Annotated in this window: 16 protein-coding genes; 2 read left to right on the top strand and 14 right to left on the bottom strand. The window is 39.8% G+C overall.

The genetic code is table 11. The annotated features are described in order from the left end of the window. Window positions 1–13 precede the first annotated feature (13 nt). The 11 genes from AC1DEF_RS06260 to AC1DEF_RS06210 form a co-directional block, all read right to left on the bottom strand. Window positions 14–1630, bottom strand: a complete 1617-nt coding sequence (locus AC1DEF_RS06260; protein ID WP_477727324.1) for a YceG family protein — start codon at window positions 1628–1630, stop codon at window positions 14–16. Window positions 1631–1724: 94 nt separating this feature from the next. Then, the gene (locus tag AC1DEF_RS06255) at window positions 1725–2303 is read right to left on the bottom strand and encodes a TerD family protein (RefSeq protein WP_013057395.1); all 579 of its coding nucleotides are present in this window, start codon (window positions 2301–2303) and stop codon (window positions 1725–1727) included. A 35-nt stretch (window positions 2304–2338) separates the two neighbouring features. Continuing rightward, complete coding sequence (locus tag AC1DEF_RS06250) at window positions 2339–2917, bottom strand: TerD family protein (RefSeq protein ID WP_097823195.1); 579 nt, start codon at window positions 2915–2917, stop codon at window positions 2339–2341. A gap of 24 nt (window positions 2918–2941) precedes the next feature. Further along, window positions 2942–3538, bottom strand: a complete 597-nt coding sequence (locus tag AC1DEF_RS06245; RefSeq protein ID WP_034651381.1) for a TerD family protein — start codon at window positions 3536–3538, stop codon at window positions 2942–2944. A 286-nt stretch (window positions 3539–3824) separates the two neighbouring features. Beyond that, window positions 3825–7463, bottom strand: coding sequence for a multifunctional 2',3'-cyclic-nucleotide 2'-phosphodiesterase/3'-nucleotidase/5'-nucleotidase (locus tag AC1DEF_RS06240; RefSeq protein ID WP_318331367.1), 3639 nt, complete (start codon window positions 7461–7463; stop codon window positions 3825–3827). A gap of 597 nt (window positions 7464–8060) precedes the next feature. Continuing rightward, on the bottom strand, window positions 8061–8507 hold the full coding sequence (locus AC1DEF_RS06235; protein WP_097823193.1) for a DUF6376 family protein: 447 nt from the start codon (window positions 8505–8507) through the stop codon (window positions 8061–8063). Next, on the bottom strand, window positions 8508–8771 hold the full coding sequence (locus tag AC1DEF_RS06230; RefSeq protein WP_244856694.1) for a hypothetical protein: 264 nt from the start codon (window positions 8769–8771) through the stop codon (window positions 8508–8510). Window positions 8772–8904: 133 nt separating this feature from the next. Further along, window positions 8905–9885 (bottom strand): ABC transporter permease, encoded by a 981-nt coding sequence (locus AC1DEF_RS06225; protein ID WP_013057401.1) that lies wholly within the window; start codon window positions 9883–9885, stop codon window positions 8905–8907. Continuing rightward, a complete protein-coding gene (locus AC1DEF_RS06220) occupies window positions 9878–10789 on the bottom strand; it encodes an ABC transporter ATP-binding protein (RefSeq protein WP_477727323.1) in 912 nt (303 codons plus the stop codon). The genes AC1DEF_RS06225 and AC1DEF_RS06220 overlap by 8 nt, the downstream gene beginning before the upstream one ends. Window positions 10790–10802: 13 nt before the next feature. Beyond that, a complete protein-coding gene (locus AC1DEF_RS06215; protein ID WP_477727322.1) occupies window positions 10803–11597 on the bottom strand; it encodes an SGNH/GDSL hydrolase family protein in 795 nt (264 codons plus the stop codon). A gap of 23 nt (window positions 11598–11620) precedes the next feature. Continuing rightward, window positions 11621–12499 carry an NAD(P)-dependent oxidoreductase gene (locus AC1DEF_RS06210; protein ID WP_097823190.1) on the bottom strand — a complete coding sequence of 293 codons (879 nt, stop codon included), beginning with the start codon at window positions 12497–12499 and terminating at the stop codon, window positions 11621–11623. A 348-nt stretch (window positions 12500–12847) separates the two neighbouring features. Here AC1DEF_RS06210 and AC1DEF_RS06205 point away from each other — a divergent pair, with 348 nt between their 5' ends. Beyond that, window positions 12848–13048: a cold-shock protein gene (locus AC1DEF_RS06205; RefSeq protein ID WP_013057405.1), complete on the top strand. Its 201-nt coding sequence runs from the start codon at window positions 12848–12850 to the stop codon at window positions 13046–13048. Window positions 13049–13254: 206 nt separating this feature from the next. On the opposite strand, the gene pdxR is transcribed toward AC1DEF_RS06205, so the two are convergent. Together pdxR and AC1DEF_RS06195 are read right to left on the bottom strand one after the other, a co-directional pair. Beyond that, window positions 13255–14688 (bottom strand): MocR-like pyridoxine biosynthesis transcription factor PdxR, encoded by a 1434-nt coding sequence (gene pdxR / locus AC1DEF_RS06200; protein WP_013057406.1) that lies wholly within the window; start codon window positions 14686–14688, stop codon window positions 13255–13257. 303 nt (window positions 14689–14991) lie between these two features. Continuing rightward, a complete protein-coding gene (locus tag AC1DEF_RS06195) occupies window positions 14992–16692 on the bottom strand; it encodes a pyruvate oxidase (RefSeq protein ID WP_097823189.1) in 1701 nt (566 codons plus the stop codon). A gap of 282 nt (window positions 16693–16974) precedes the next feature. Between AC1DEF_RS06195 and AC1DEF_RS06190 the strand changes: the two genes are divergently transcribed. Further along, window positions 16975–17175 carry a cold-shock protein gene (locus tag AC1DEF_RS06190; protein WP_013057408.1) on the top strand — a complete coding sequence of 67 codons (201 nt, stop codon included), beginning with the start codon at window positions 16975–16977 and terminating at the stop codon, window positions 17173–17175. A 193-nt stretch (window positions 17176–17368) separates the two neighbouring features. Here the strand turns inward: AC1DEF_RS06190 and yjcZ are convergent, their stop codons facing one another. Next, on the bottom strand, window positions 17369–17506 hold the full coding sequence (gene yjcZ / locus AC1DEF_RS06185) for a sporulation protein YjcZ (RefSeq protein WP_013057409.1): 138 nt from the start codon (window positions 17504–17506) through the stop codon (window positions 17369–17371). Between the last annotated feature and the right edge of the window lie 172 nt (window positions 17507–17678).

The following is a 17678-nucleotide window of genomic DNA, read 5'->3' as shown; positions in this document are numbered from 1 at the left end:
AACCCTTCTTTCTTTAAAAGATTCGTTTTAACCATTTTTGAATGAGCGACGGCTCTTTGAATTCTTCATTAAAGCTAATATCTTCTAGCCAATGTATATCGAAATATTTTTCTTCGACAAACGCTTCTATATCTATTTGACCGGTCGGATTAAAAAGAACAATATCAACGCCAAATTCATTTAACAGAAGCAGTAAAGCTGCATCTTCACGCGTAAACGTTTCATGTTCATTTCCGTGATAAATAATGAGCCGAGGGACGTGCTGCGTATAATCAAATTTTTGAAGCATGCGAAGCACGTTGTTTGGAAGCTTCAAAGACTGATTAAACAAGTACATTTGATGCTGATACGCATCTTCATGATCCAACCGAAGGAGCTTTGAATGTGCACAGTATCTGGAAATAGCTCCAGCTAGCCCTTGCTGAAGCCCGATAGGGAGTTCTTTATAGCGCCACCAGTTGCTTTCAATCATTTTATCAGGACTGAGCGTCCCATCACTTCCGAGAGCGCCTTGGTAGTGAAAGTGATTATTTCCTTCTATTTTTTTAGCAAAAGGAACAGAATCAACAGTCAGAGCTAACTCATTTTCTGTTTGCATGAGCTCATGCACTTTACTCCAGTACTCTTTTCGGTTTTTGGAAATGCCAAGCACTTTTGAAAACAGAACCGGCACTTGTACATATGGCTTTGACACTTCAAAATTAGGACGAATAAACGCCCGTTCTCTCATTAATAAAAAAATCTCATCATACGTCGTTTTAAGAGTAACTGAAGTTGGAAAATACGAACGAAATTGCCACGGTTTATACAGCATAGGCTCCTCTGAATGAAGCACTTGCTCAATTTCTTGAGAAGCTCGAAATGCTACCGTACCTTTTCGAACCGGTTTATCCGTTGGAAAAGGTAAAAGCGCGCTAGTAGAAGGAAACGTATAAACAGTTGTTAAGCGCTGATTCTCATCTACTTCTTTTAAATGATCCTTTCCCTCTGGATGAAAGGTAAGGACGTCAAAACCTAGTAAAATTAAATAATAGAGAAAATACCGCTCGCTTTTATTCGCATCTCCATACCACATGATGCGAGGCGCGTGTTCAGGAAATGCTTGATCGACCATCCAAGACTTCACATGATTCCACTGCCACTTTATTAAATCGATTAATACACGTTGAAACTGCCCGTCCATAAAACCGTCTGCGTGCTGTTCTTTAAAACACGTTAACGTTTCAATAAATTTTTCGCGTATTCTTCTATGTATAGCGGGATTTTCTGACTTCACGATCAGCTTTTTTCCTTCTAAAAAAGCAAACAGTCGATTGACAGAAAGGCCGCGTTCTTCTTGATTAATTTTAAGAATCGTTTGTACTTCTTTTAATCTATCATTTGAAATGGACTTATCAAGCTTATCGTGCAGGACAAGGATCGATGATGATGAATGCGCAAGTTCATAAAGAAAAGCTGCGTACTCGTCCGCATCAAGATGGGTGCCTACATATCTTCCCGCCACTTGTTTGTAGGAAGTTTGCTGCTCATTTTGTATAAAGTCACCTCGCAGAGAAACATCTTGAGAAAAAAGAGAAGTTCCATTTTGCTCGTTAAGATTAATGATATGAGGATCAATTAGTTTACTCACGCCTTACAGCTCCTTTCTTTTCAGACATATACATGCTAAAAAGAAAGGGTACTCGTTAAAGCACCCTTTCTTTTTCATTTATCCCATGCCTTTTTTATACGGATAATCCGTAGTTGCGGCAAAGGTCGGCCAAGCCACCGGAAAATCCGCTGCCAATGGCATTAAACTTCCAGTCGTTTCCGTGCTTGTATAGCTCGCATACAACGACAGCTGTTTCGATTGAAAAATCTTCACCTAAATCATAGCGCAGTACTTCTTCATTTGTTTCAGCATCAATCAGACGAACAAACGCGTTGGATACTTGTCCAAAGTTTTGTCCGCGAGCATCTGCGTCGTGAATCGTGACGCTAATTCCGATTTTTTCAACGTGGTCAGGAAGAAGGGAAAAATCAACGGCTATTTGCTCATCGTCTCCATCTCCTGCACCCGTACGGTTGTCACCGGTATGCTCCACAGCTCCATTTGGACTTTTTAAATTGTTGTAAAAAACAAACTCCTCGTCATTTACAACCTGACTTGATTTATTGGCTAAAAATGCACATGCATCTAAATCGAAATCCTGAGATCCAGCATATTTGTTTGTATCCCATCCAAGGCCTACTATTACTTTTGTTAATCCTGGGTTGGTTTTCGTTAGGTCAATGCGCTGACCTTTTGATAAAGAAATTGACATAAAAACATCCTCCGTACGTTTTCTTACTTTAATGATTAGGCGTTTAAACCAAAGTCGTTGACAAGTGCTGCTAAACCGCCCTGATAGCCGCTGCCAATAGCATTAAACTTCCATTCTCCGCCGTGTCGATACAGCTCTCCTACTACAACGGCTGTTTCGATCGAGAAGTCTTCACCTAAATCATAGCGAATTAGCTCTTCGTCATTTGTTGCATTTAAAATACGAACGTAAGCATTGCTTACTTGGCCAAAGTTTTGACCGCGCGCTTCCGCTTCATGAATCGTAATGGTGAATGCGATACGTTCAATAGATTGAGGCACATTTTTCAAATCTACTTGAACCTGCTCATCGTCTCCTTCACCTGCGCCTGTACGGTTATCTCCTGTATGCTCAACCGCTCCGTTTGCACCCGTCGTATTGTTGTAAAAAATAAAATCAGATTCTGAAGCGCATTTTCCCGCTCCGTTTAATAAAAAGACAGATGAATCTAAATCAAAATCGTTTCCACCGTCATACTTATTTACATCCCATCCAAGACCTACTACTACGTTTGTTAATCCTGGATTCGTTTTTGTTAAATCTACTTTTTGTCCTTTTGAAAGATTAATAGCCATTTCGTTTCCCTCTTTTCAAGTTGTTTATTTTGTATATTTATTTGCAATTTCTCCTAATCCAGTATCTCTCGTTGCATCTCCAGTTGCTGAAAACTTCCATTCATTCCCGTCTCGGTAAATTTCACCTGCAAATAGAGCGGTTGCTCCTGAATGGTCTTCAGATAGATTAAAGTAGACAAGCTCTTCGTTTTTAGCGCTGTCTACAACGCGAATAAACGCATTTTTAATCATACCGAAATCTTGGTTTCGCTCAACACACTGATAGATGTTGACTACAAACACAAGTTTATGTACGTTTCCAGGAACCTTTTTTAAATCAACAAAAATTTGTTCATCGTCTCCTTCACCTGCTCCGGTAAGGTTATCGCCTGAATGCTTAACGCTCCCGCAGTTACTGTGACGATTTCCAAAATACACAACGGCTGAGTTACTTACAAGCTTATCGTTTGAATTTAGCATAAGAACAGATGCATCACAGTCAATACTTGGTCCGTTTCCTCCGAAACCAAAAAAGCTGCGTTTTTTTACAGGATCCCATCCTAATCCAACTGTAATAGAAGATAGGCCTTCTCTTCCTTTTGTTAAATCAATTTTTTGACCTTTTTGTAGATTAATAGCCACTTTTATTTACTCCTTTACTGTAACGAACATATTCTATTTCAGGTTCTCTATAGCTCTATATCATAGCGCAGATAAATGAAAAAATAGTGAAATTTTTATACCACTTTTAACGTTTACGTAAATCTTCTTTCCATGGAAAGAATACCACAATCTGGTGATTGTTTCAAAAATTAAGCGGTCTGTTATAGGGTAAATTAATTGATTTAAAGTTTGAAAGTAAAGATATTCTACTAAAAAAGACTGTCTCTAAACCGGAAATCCGAGTTATGAGACAGTCTTTTTTGGCTTATTGAGCTATTTTTAAAGTAGGTTCTTGCTGTTCAGCTGTTTTAGCAGCTGCCACGTTTTGAATACGGCCTTCAGCTTTGTATTCAAACGGGCTGTTAAGGGTTTTAATATAGTTTACCGTTGCTTGTAAATCTTCTGGTCCCACTTCCATATCTGAAGAAAGTGCACCAATACCGTATTTTTCGTTTCCATACATATAGTTATTGACTACTACCGTGTATTCTTTTTCTTTGTCAATTTTACTTCCATCTGGAAGCGTGATATCGACTACTTTATTCGTGCTTCCATCCCACGTATAGTTAAAGCCTGCAACATGGAAATCTAGTCCGGATGATGTAATTTGATTGTTTAACACCGTTTCTAAATCCGCTCCGCTTAGCTTTACTTTATTTAAGACGTTGCCAAACGGCTGAATCGCAAACAAATCACCGTATGTTACGTCACCTGCATCAAGCTGTGAACGAACGCCTCCGCCATTCATTAAAGCAAAGTCAGCGTTCATTTCTGCTTTCATGCCGTCAGCAATTAAGTTTCCAAGCGCGATATCCCCTGTTGCTCCGCTAGAAGGATAGCCTTTTGCCAAATCTGTAGATGACTTCCCAACCACTTCTGCTTTAATAGGCGCTGCTAAATCTTCGTACTTTTTCATAATGCTTGAAACTTCAGGATCTGGCGTATAGTCTTTTTGGTATACGGTCACAATTTTTGCATCTTTTTTCACGATGTCACCCGTGTTATCGATTTCAACGTCTACGTCAGAAAACGCTGAGCCGTATGAATAAGCTTGAACAATTAGTTTGTTATCTACTACTTTGTTGTTGTATACGTGATTGTGAGCTGAAAAGATAACGTCAACTTCATCGTCAACTTTTTTAGCGATATCTGCTGCATCAAACTCGGTAGAAGTTCCATTTTGATTAGATGGATTATGAGCTAGTACTACAATTGCTTTAATACCTTGCTTTTTCAATTCTGCCGTATATTTATCGATCGCTGTTGCTTCGTCCGTAATTTCTAAGTTTTCATTTCCTTTACGTACAATCATGCTTGGCGTTTCTTGTGTGACAACGCCGATAAAGCCGATTTTCTTGCCGCCTACTTCTTTTATTGCATAAGGCTCCGTAATTAATTTATTAGTTGAAGTATCATAAGCATTTGCCGCTACAACCGGGAAATTCATGCCGTCGTATCCTTTTGTTCCTTTTGGATGATCGCCGCCTTCAATCATACGGTGAAGCTCAGCAATGCCTTCATCAAACTCATGATTTCCAAGCGTACCTACATCAAATCCAAGTGATTCCATCACTTCAACCGTTGGCTCATCTTGAAACAGCGCTGAAACTAACGGGCTTCCGCCAATCATATCTCCAGCATGAACTAAAAGCGTATTCGGATTTTCAGCTTCTTGTTTACGAATAGCTGCTGCTGTATATTTCATATTTCCAGCTAAAAGCGCTTGGCCATTTGAATTGATTTTTGTATCTGTATCGAGCTGACCGTGCAGGTCGTTCATGCCTAAAAGCTGAACCTTTGTATTATCTTTTGATTCGCCGTTTAAATTAATTTTGTAAATGCCGAACCCTTTGTCATCCGTTTTATTTGTATACGTAATGTTGCTTCCTTCAGTTAAATAGCTTTCTCCGCGCGGTGAGCTTGTGAACGTCACGTTAGCCGTTCCGTTAATTGGTGCAATGGACCAGTTATCGTCAGCTGTTGGTGTAATTTCTTTTTGCTCAGTGATGTAGTCCATTAGAATTTGACGGTTTTCATCCGCTGAATCCACCACAAGCTCGCTTCCTTTTAGACCAGGGAAGTTTCCGCCTCCGCCAGCTCGGTAGTTATTTGTCACAACGATAAACTCTTGGTTCGGATCAACCGGCTTGCCGTTATACGTTAAGTTAACAACGCGGCTTGAATCTCCGTGAATCACGTTTCCATTCACATCGTATTTTGCTGGTTTTGTGACGTCGATTTGGTATTGAACGCCGTCAATTACGTCGAAGTTATAAACAGGGAAGCTTGGGTTTAATAATTCCTGCTCTTCTGTTTTATTCGGTGTAATTTGATTAAACTTACCCGCAGACATATCAATCCAGTCTTTTACAACAGAACCTTTTACTTTAACCGCTTTTAATGTGTTGTCATATAGATACAGGTCGCCAGCGCTTCGGATCGTTAAGTCACCTTTTTTAATTTCAGTATATTCATCCACGCCGTTCCTTCCTGCTTTAAAAGGTGCTCCAACTGATAAAATTGGAAGGTCTTTGTATTGCGGCTTGTTTTGAGAAACATATTTTTCTACGTAATCTTTTTGTGCGTTTGTCACAACTTGAATAGACGGGTCATCTTGCACAAGAGAAAAATAGCTGTGGATATCATCGGTCGTTTTACCGATTGGTGTGTTCACGTATTTAACCGTTGCATCGTGATCTTTTTGAACCGCTTTAATAACGCCTTTATCCGGTTCTACCGTACTTTGCGTAACCGTTTTCCCTGATGCGTCTTTTACGTCTTTATACGTTTCACGCGTGGACGATTGAGAGCTTACTACTTTCCATTTTCCTTTTTCTTCTTTTAACGTTAAGTCGATTAAACCAAGTGACCCTCCGCCGTAACCTGCTTGAACAGCCGGAACGCCGTTGATCGTTCCTTTTGCATTATCAACTCCAGGAAGAGGCTTTTTATCTGCTCCGAGGAACAAACCGTCTAATGAAGCTTCCGTTTTAGCAGGGAAGACTTTATGCGTGTGTGAAAACGTAATAGCGTCAACGCCTTTTACTTCACTTAATGAATAAATAACATCTTCCGTGTTTTGCTTGTTGCTGCTAAATCCAGAGTGAGCCATTGCAACAACTACGTCTGCACCTTTTTTCTTCATTTCTGGAATGTATTTGTTGGCTGTTTCCACAATGCCTTTTGTAATGACTTTCCCATCAAGGTTTGCTTTATCCCAATCGTTAATTTGAGGGGGCACAAAGCCAATGAAACCAACTTTAATCGTCCGTTTCTTTCCATTTTCATCGACGACTTTTTTATTCATAATTTTATAAGGCGTAAATTTATTTTTATCGTTTTTCGGGTTGTTGTCATGATCATCAACGTAGACATTAGCATTTATGTAAGGAAAGTTCGCGTCGTTATACGCTTCTGTTAAGAAGTCTAATCCATAGTTGAACTCATGATTTCCAAGTGTTGCAATATCATAATCCAGCTGATTCATTGCTTTAAATACAGGATGAACTTCCCCTTTTTTTAGCGGATTAATCTTAGCTTTATACGTGCCTAGAGGCGTTCCTTGAATGAGGTCTCCGTTATCTACTAATAAGCTGTTTTTCACTTCTTTTCGAGCGTTTTTGATTAAGGTAGCGGTTTTAGCTAAACCCACTTTTTCATAAGAGGCATCTTTGAAGTAATCATAGTTTAATAGATTCGTATGAACATCGGTTGTTTCCATCAGGCGTATGTTCACAAGCGCATCTTTTTTATTATGGCCTTGATGCTTGCTTTGCTGTGAGCTTTGTCCAGGATGACGTTCTTCCGCTCCTGCCTGTGTAGTTAAAAAAGGCATAGATAATAGAGAAAGTGCCAGTGATGTGGATAGGATTTTTTTCGTTTTACTACTTTTGTTCTTTTTCATCTACCATTCACCTTTCAAGTAAGTTATCATCGCTATAAATCTAGCAACTGTTCAAAAATAGTATAGCAGAAAAGATTTATAAAGGATGTAAATTTTTTGATTTTTTAGTAAACCATTTGTATGCGTTTTATTAACTTTTTGTAAACCGAAAAAATTTTTTTAGTTTTCCTCTTCAAAATCAAGGACTATAGTTTTTATTAATTGGATGAACCCTCCTTTTTAAATGAGTCTTATTACCTAATAAATCAACGTTCCCACACCCTCTATTAATTCAAAAAAAATTTATTTCAAGCGGTGTGTATATATGTACTATACATAGGATATGAAAAGCAGACATTAAGTTTGTCACAGCTTCTAACAAAATTTCGTAGATATAAAAAAGAAAGAGAAGGTTTTTGCCTTCTAATAAATAGATATATTTATATAATTTTACATTTATAACAAAAAAACGAGGTTGAGTCATAAGACATAACTACATGAAACCTACGTTCACCCTACAAATAAAAAAATCCGAACGAAGTTGATTCTCCATCAAGAATCTTGATTCATCGTTCGGATGTTCTTTAGTTAACATACTTTTTTCTCAGCCGCGTTTTCTTACTGACCTAATTCTTTAATTTGTTTCATAATACTTGATACATCTTGAATTGATTGAAACAATTCACTGCTTTTTAGCGCTTCTGGATTGAAGCTGCCATCCTTTATATTGGCTTCATACGCTTCAATTCCACTAATGATTTTTTCATTTTGTTGAACAAGCTGATCGTGCACATCAGAAGCGATGTCAGGAGCTTTTGTTTGATTAAATTCTTCAGCTCTTCCTTTCATTTCCTGCAGCTTTTGCTCTAGCTTCTTTATTGCCTCGTCATCATTAACAGCTTTTTCCGCTAGAGGCGGTATTTCTTCAGCAAACTTTTGTGCTTCACTCACGTAATCTTTCGCATCATTTGCGTAGTTCAGCGTACTGCTTGTATCTTCAAGAAAAGAACAGCCGCCGACCATAAAAAGAACAGCAGTTGATATGACTAGCATCCACTTTTTCACTTAGCACTCAACCTTTCTTATTTTCTTTTCTGCTATCTTCTTTTCGATTTTCGTTTCTTTAACTCTTTCATAATAATGGGTACAGCTTTTTTTATTCCTTTTTTTACAGCGGGGCTTTTTAACAGTCTCGATAGTTTTGACATTTTTAAGCTCCTCTCTCATTTTGAAATAACAAAAAACACCTTTACCACATGTGGTAAAGGTGTTTGTATCCAGACCTTTACCAATGGCAACATTGGCAAAGGTCTCGCTAACAATTTGCATTGTCAATAAAGCCGGAGATAATAATCTCGAAATGACGACTTTACTGCAAGAGCTACTCCCCTTTGAACAAAACAGCATTTTTTGTTAACACAATCATAACGCACGTTCCTGATTATCGTCAACTTATACGGAATTAGTACACGTCTTTTTTGGTAAATACAAGAAATGATACGAGCAGCCCCGCAAGTCCCCAAATGGTTAAAACACCCAAGGAAAACCCTAATGTCATTCCTTCAGTCGGAGGAGCTGTGCCTTGCAGATAAGAAGTTAAATTTAAATTAACCATAAACAAATACTTAGCTGAATGCCATGAAGAAACCATGCTGCTTAAAATTGTACCTGCAATCAAACAAGCAAGCATCACACCCATACCCGCAGCTGTACTTTTAATTAAAACGGACAGCATAAAAGCAAGCGTTCCAACAACAAGTGAGACAAACCAAGCAAGACCAAACTCCATTAAAATATATCTCCACTGCGAAATTAAATGGACGTCCGCTGTATTTAAGTCATTTCCCTGTACGCTAAACCCCGTAAGAATCGGGGCTGTCCAGCCTTTAAATCCAAATACAACGCCAGAAATGAGGTACGACAAAACGCCAAACATTAAAATTAAAAACGAGACGGACATGACGAGCGTGATGTATTTACTAAGCAGGATTTTCCACCGTTTCACAGGCCTCGTCAACAATACCTTGATGGATCCCAAGCTGTACTCTGAAGACACTAAATCCGCTGCAATAATCATAATCATCAGAGGCAGCAAAAGCTGAATGGCGTTTTCAATGAACCCTCGCACAAACGTTGGTGCCCCTGGTTCCGAAGGATTGATATCATTATCTAAATAATACTGTTGCTGCGCCACGCGAATTTCAAGCTGCTTGCGCCAATCATCTGAAATTTGGCTTCCGCTCAGCCGGTTTTGCGTATCGATAATTTCTTGCTGCAGCGTACTGCGCCAATCGGTCGTTCCTAGCTTTTCTTGAAGGCGCTGTGTTTCGCGAAGCTGAGCATAGGTGAACATGGAAATCAAAACGCCCATGATAAGCGTAACGATTAACAGGCGCTTTTTTCGAACGAGCTTGATCATTTCATTTTGAACCAAACTAATCAATCGATTCGCCTCCTGTCATTTCGATAAACAAATCTTCAAGAGTTGGAAGCTTTCGATTCATTTCTTTTACCGTTACTCCTGCTGCAATGAGCTGTTTGTTCCACTCTCCCACTTCAGCTTCTTCATAAAATGTAGTGACATACTCCCCCTGCACTTGCACAAAGTCCGTCACTTGTTTTAAAACGTCTATTCCTGCAGGCTGCGGATCTAGCTTCCACAGTAAACGCTCTTGCTGAGTTAACAGGGTCTTCACCGATTCTGTATGAATAACTTCTCCTTTTGCGATAACCGCTACTCGGTCACACATTAGCTGAATCTCGCTCAGTAAATGACTCGATACTAAGACGCTTAGACCTTCACTTTCAGCTAAAAAGCGAATAAATTTACGCATATCCCGAATCCCAGAAGGGTCTAGTCCGTTCGTTGGCTCGTCTAAAATAAGCACTTTTGGTTTTCCGAGAAGCGCTTGCGCAATTCCTAAACGCTGCCTCATACCTAACGAATACGTGCGAACTAAATCGTGGATACGCTCTTGCAAGCCAACTAATTCCACCACTTCATGAATGCGTTCTTCCGTCATAGAAGGAATCATGCGTGAAAAGTGCTGCAGATTTTCCCAGCCGCTTAAGTATGGATACAGCTCAGGATTTTCAACAATACAGCCGATATGCTCCATCGCTTTTGTAAACTGCTTCGATACGCTGTATCCACAAATATAAATGGAACCAGCCGTCGGGCGAATCAAGCCGACAAGCATTCGAATCGTTGTCGTTTTACCGGCTCCATTGGGTCCTAAAAAGCCGAACACTTCGCCTCTTTTTAGTTCAAAATCAATATTTTTGATAATCTCTCGTTTTCCTATTACTTTTTTCAGTCCTTTTACTGAAAGCGTTACTTCACTCATATCATTCCCTCCCTTACCACGTAATAAGCGATGCTACACGTTCTGCGATCAGCTTGTAGCCTTTTGCATTAGGATGAAACTTATCAGTATATAAGTAGTCATCTACCTTTAGCTGAAATAAATCAAAGGTCGGAACAAAAACAGTTTGCTTATAATTAGCACTTAATTCACTGCTTTTGTAATTCCATTCTCGTACAATAGCCGTTGTCGTTTTTGCATCTTGCAGGTTATTAAACGGATTGTATAAACCAATTAAAAAAATTGTTGCGTCTTTATTTGCCGACCGGATGCTTTTTAAGATGCTGTCTACGTTTTTTAAATAGTCATTTTCTAGCTTTTGAATATTGTTTTTATTTAAGTTTTGCAGCGTTTGTCCGCCTTGAAATAAGTCATTTCCTCCAATGGTGATCAGCACGGTATCTGCCGACTTAACCTGCCGCTGAATTTCCTGCTGCTTTACTTGACTTGCCAGCTGTGAAGACGTTTGACCTTTTATTCCAAAGTTACTTAAGAGAATTTTCTTCTTCGTTTTTTCTTCAAGATTATCTTTTAAATACCCAACGTATCCTTTTCCCGCTGCATCTCCTGTTCCTCTTGTCAGGGAATCACCTAAAGCGACAATCGTATAATTCTTTGTACTTTTGTTACTGCTGCTTGTTTCCTGCTTTGGCTTTGGCATTTCTTTTACAGTAGCTTTTGAGGCGCTAACATAATCATAAATAGACATTCCAAGCCCCGCTGCAAACAGCAGACACGAAATAATCGAAATAAAGGATACAATCCATACCCACTTTCCTTTCGCTTTCACTGGCTGCACTCCTTTTCGTCTTTTTAGTTATCTTTTTTTAGAGCTTCAACTGTTTTTAGTAAAGCGGACCAGTCTAAATGACCCCAGCCATTTTCGATTCCTTGTTCATAATGACCTTTCACAAGCTCTCCTAACGGAAGCGGAGCGGACATTTTTTTGGCTGCATCAATAGCCAGGTTTACATCCTTTAGTCCAAGCTCCAGCTTGAACCCGGCTGGATCAAAGTCTCTTTTAGCAATTAAATTGCCGTAATTTTTATACACAGGAGATGCAAATAAGCTATTAACCACTTCAAGAAACTCCTCCGCTTGCATGCCATACTGCTCTACCATGACTACTGCTTCAGAAACAGCTTCTAACATCGATACTAATAAAAAATTATTGCCAAGCTTAGCTACATTTGATAAGTAAGGCTCGTCTCCTACAGTGAAAATAGTTTGACCAATCGCTTCAAACAGCGGCCAAACGTGCTCTCTTGCTTCTTTATTACCTGCAACTATTACTTTGAGAGCCGCGGCTGCTGCTGCGTCGGGGCGACCTAAAACAGTCGCTGCCACAAAATGCTGTCCTGATGCAGCATGTGCGCTTGTTAATTTTTCCGACAAATCTACGCTAATAGTACTCACAGAGACGTGAATACCACCTTCTTGAAGGCCTGCAAGTACACCGACTTCTGAAAGCGTTACTTCTTCTAAAGCCTCATCATTTGAAAGAATCGTAAAGACAAGATTCGCCTCTTGTGCTGCTTGAGCAGGTGTCTCCACAACCTTTGCTCCTTTTTTCACAAGACTTTCCGCCTTCGAAGCAGTGCGGTTATAAATAACAAGTTCATGACCCGCCTTTATCATATTTTCCGCCATCGGTAATCCCATATTTCCTAAACCAATTAAACCCACCTTCATCTTTACCACTCCATTTCAGCACTCAGTATGTACGTTTCTTATGCATGTCGTCTATCTTTAGAAAAAGCATATTTTCATTATTATATAACTACAGTAAAAGCGAATACAAAGAATAGCCTTTCTATAATGTTCAAAATGTGACATTTTTTAGACATGATTTATAAAAAACTTGTCTAAAAAATACGAATGGTTTTTAAATAAAGCGCTTGCAAACATAGGAAATTTCTGCTAAGATGTAAGAGAATTATTTTTGTTCGGTGGGGATGTATGAGTATTGTCACTTTTCGTCTTTAGATTTGAGCAAGAATAGTACCACAATGTGCGAGTCCGCACGAGGAGGCAACAATTATGGAACAAGGTAAAGTAAAATGGTTTAACGCAGAAAAAGGTTTTGGATTCATCGAGCGCGAAGGTGGAGACGATGTATTCGTACACTTCTCAGCAATCCAAAGCGAAGGCTTCAAATCTTTAGACGAAGGTCAAGCTGTAACATTTGACGTAGAACAAGGTCAACGCGGACCTCAAGCTGCTAACGTTCAAAAAGCATAAGAAACACAACATATCAGAAACAGATCCTTTAAAGGATCTGTTTTTTTGTGTACAAACATAAAAAAAAGCCCTGTTTTTCAACAGGACCAGTCGGTACAAATACAGAAGTAAAGTTAATGGTACTCTTAGTATAGCACAAGATCATAACAATCTATACGAAATAATAAAATAAAACTTTCATCCGGCACGTTTATCTATGTTTATAGCTATTCCAGACTCTCTAGGGCGCTCGCAAATCGTTTAATCCCTTCTCGAATGACCTCTTCTTCCCCTCTGCCAAACGTAAAGCGAATAGCTCCGCTTTGAGAACTCAGCACGCTTCCTGGGACAAAAGCCACACCTCTTTTAAGCGATTCTTCCAATAGACGATAGTCATCGACGGGCTGATTCACTTTGCACCATAAGTGAATCCCGCCTTGAGGCGAATCGAAAGATACTTTTGATCCGAGCAATTCGTTCAGACTCGACGACAGGGCATACTCTTGCTTTTTGAGCTCTTGTCTAAGCTTTTCAATATGCGAAGAAAACGTAGGAGAATCTAAGAATTGATAAGCAATCCACTGCGGAAAGATGCTGTGGCCAAAGTCAATTTGCTGCTTAGCGTCTGCCAGGCGCTGAATCACTTGCTCTGGCCCCACTATCCAGCCAATTCGAAGGCCCGATGCCACAATTTTAGAAAGCGAGCTGATATAGAGGACATTTCCGTTCTCGTCCATCGATTTCAGCGTTTGATGTACATTTCCGTCAAATGCCGTGAGTGAATAAGGATCATCTTCAATAAGCGGAATGCCGTATTCTGAAGAAAGCTCTAAAAACCGCTTTCGACGCGCTTCTGATAACACAATACCGGTCGGGTTTTGATAATACGGATTTAAAAAAACCATACGAATGCGATGCTTTTTATGTAATTCTACTAAGTCGTCCGGGTTGGCTCCATTTTTATCTACAGGCAGCAAAAACGTTCGTAAACCTGCTGATTGAAAAAGCGGCAGTGAATAGCTATAGGACGGATCTTCAATCGCTACTGCATCTCCTGGTTTTAACAAACACTGAACAATCAAATGAAGTGCTTGCTGTGCACCTGATGTGATTAAAATGGAATTAGCATCGGTGGAGATTTTCCGGTACTCATGAACATGAGCAGCAATAGCGTCACGCAGACGTTCATTGCCGTGAGGATGATCATAGCCTAAATGCTCATTAAACGGCATGCCCGCTAATATTCGCTGAAAATCTTCACTTGGAAATAAGCTAGGCGCTAATTCTCCGCTCGCTAAGTTTACAAAGTCTGTTCGCAAAGCTTCGCTTCTTATTCGCTGTACGAGCGGTAAATTAGGCAAAAATGAACCGTCTTCTACATATCTTCCCCAGTTTGGAATACGTTTACGGGAAATTCCCCAGATGCTCGAACTAACTCGCGTGCCGCTTCCTTTTTTACGTTCTACGATTCCAAGTGCCTGCAGTTCTTCATAAGCAGCTACTACCGTGCTTCTGTTCACGTTTAGCTCAGCAGCAAGCGTTCGTTCTGATGGCAGCATAGAATCCGGCGGAAACGCTCCCGATGAAATACAGCTTTCAATATATTCTGCAATTTGTTTATAAATCGCTTTTTTGCTAGCGCGATCTGGTCTCCAGTTCATGCGGCGTCAGTCCTTACGTTTAAACTTTCTTATTAGTAGTTTATCCTTTATCTCTCTTATCTTAAAGCAGTTTTATAAAAAAAGACCATCCAATTTGGTGTTTTTTTGCTCATCCACTTTACAAAATAAATATAATATCACTACTTTTCATTTGTCAGCATTAAAGTTTACATAATAATCTTATAGTTAATAAAATTACCTTCACTATTCCAACAAAAAAATCCAAACGAAGTTGATTCTCTATTAAGAGTCTCGATTCATCGTTTGGATCTTTACTAAAGTACTTTTGTCACAGCCTATTTTTTATAGAGGCGGTAAATCTAGCTTGCCTTCTTGAAACAATTCTTTCACCATATGCTTGGCATAACCCGTTGCTTGTCCTAGCGTAATCTTAGCTGGCATAGGCGCTTCGTTTGCATCAACGATTACATCGATAATACACGGCTTGTTTTGCCTAACAGCACTTTCAAAAGCCGGCAGCAGCTCTTCTTCTTTTTCTACTCGGTAGCCAACACCTCCGCAAATATCTGCATACCTGGCAAAGTTCGGATTTGTTAAGTCTGTTCCGAATTCAGCATTTCCCATTACTTCTTGTTCAAATTTAATCATACCGATTTTATGGTTATTAAATAGCACCACAACTAGCGGAAGATTGTATTTAACAGCTGTAATAAAATCTGCCATCGTCATCGCAAAGCCGCCGTCTCCACAGACCGCAAACACCTGCTTCTCGGGATAAGCAATTTTTCCAGCAAGTGCGCCCGGCAGCCCGCATCCAAGAGTCGCTAGCCAGCTTGAAATCACAAACTGCTGATTTGTCATACGAAAATGACGCGCCATCCATACTGTGACGTTTCCTACATCTACGGACAAGACCGCGTTATCAGCCGCTACGTGCTGAAGAGCTCGAATTACTCGCTGAGGCTTGATAGGTAGACTTTCTTTTGCCTCTTGGGTATCAAGCTGACTCCACCACCTTTTCATACGTTCTTGACTTTGCTCTAAAAACTGGCGATGCTCTGAGCGGCCAACGTTTTCTAAGAACCACTGAATTGTTGTTTTTGCTTCTCCTGCAAGCCCTGCATCTACAGGATATCTTTTACCAATTTGTGCGGGATCAATATCAATATGAATCGTTTTCGCATGGTCTGGCAAAAATCCTGTAAACGGATAGGACGTTCCAATCATGATGAGCGTATCCGCTTCTTGCATCGCTTCATACGCTGGCTTTGTACCGATTAATCCAAGTCCTCCGAGACAATATGGATGTTCATCCGGTATTGCGCCTTTTCCAGGAAGCGTAAGAACAATAGGTGCTGCGATCTTTTCGGCAAACGCAAGCAGCTCTTCTCTCATTTCATGTGTGCCTCGACCGGCTAAAATAACCGGACTTTCTGCTTTACCAATCAAATCTTTTGCTTTTTCAAGGTCTTCTCTGTGAGGAAAGACGTCTTGTTTAACGATTATGCTTGATGTTTCTCGTGCTTCTGATCCGACTTCAAAACGAGGGATATCATCGGGAATGGTTAACACAGCCACACCTTTTTTAGCATAAGCTGTTCGAATCGCTTGATTGACAACAGTGGGAAGCTGTTCAGCGGACATGATTCGCTGGTTATATACAGCCACGTCATCGAACATTCGCTCTAAATTAATTTCTTGAAACGCATCGCTTCCGATAAGATCAGACTCCACTTGCCCCGTAAGTGCTAAAACGGGAGCTTTGTCTAACTTTGCATCATACAAACCATTCAATAAATGAATCGCTCCCGGTCCGGCAATAGCCGTGCATACACCGATTTTACCCGTTAGCTTTGCATATGCAGCCGCTGCGAGAGCTCCCGCTTCTTCATGCCTCACTTGAATAAATTTAATTTTGTCCTGGGCTTTGCGAAGCGGTTCAATAATTGAATTAATGGAGTCTCCTGGCATTCCGTAAATATGATCAACGCCCCATTCAATTAACAGTTCAATCAGTTTTTCCCCTGCTTTTTGTTTAAACATATGACTGACCCCTTTCTTCTTATATATAGAGATAGTGTGACCTGATACGCTCTTTCTTACTTATTTTCACTCGTATAATTTTCGTTTTCTTTCATTAAATGAATGACCGTTTTCGTTAAATTTTCTTCATTCCTTGCAATTATCATTAACTTTTGCTATTCTATAAGAAGAATTATTTTTGTTCGGCAACAATCGATAGGTGAATACTTTCGTCTTAAAGATTTTGATCATGAGCAAGGATAGTAATACAATGTGTGCATAGCACACGAGGAGGCAACATTCATGGAAAAAGGTACAGTAAAATGGTTTAACGCAGAAAAAGGTTTCGGATTTATCGAGCGCGAAAACGGCGACGATGTATTCGTACATTTCTCAGCAATCCAAAGCGAAGGATTCAAATCTTTAGACGAAGGTCAAGCTGTAACATTCGACGTTGAAGAAGGTCAACGCGGACCTCAAGCTGCTAACGTTCAAAAAGCATAAGTAAAAAAAGACTCTGATTTCAGAGTCTTTTTTTTATGTAGAACCATGCATAAAACCTTTTTAACGTGCAGTTTGTACACGTTATTATAAATAATAAACTAAAAAAGGTCTCTTCATCCCGAAGAGACCTTTTGCGGAAGAAATAGTTGAAGAAATAAAGTGTGGATGTTGCGTCGTCATCATTTTTTAATAATTAGCACCAGCCGCCGCCGAAGCAAGAAGCGCCGATGATGATTAATAAGATGAAAAGTACAATGATTAAAGCGAAACCGCCGCCGCAGCCACCGCCGCCATAACCACAACCGTATCCGTAACCTCCGTAGTATCCCATGTGTTTCACCTCCATTTGCTATACTTTAAGATATGTGGATTTAGTTAAATTGCTCCTAATAATTCCATAGAACTTTTGGAAATGTTTGTCATACACTAAAAATACTGCGTTTTTCAAACATGCCCCACAAAGAGATAAAACCTTTGATTTTATGGGCATTTACTCCTCTTTT

The sequence above is a fragment of the Priestia sp. 10L35 genome (genome assembly GCF_056395685.1).
This window is presented reverse-complemented; position numbering and strand designations above follow the sequence as displayed.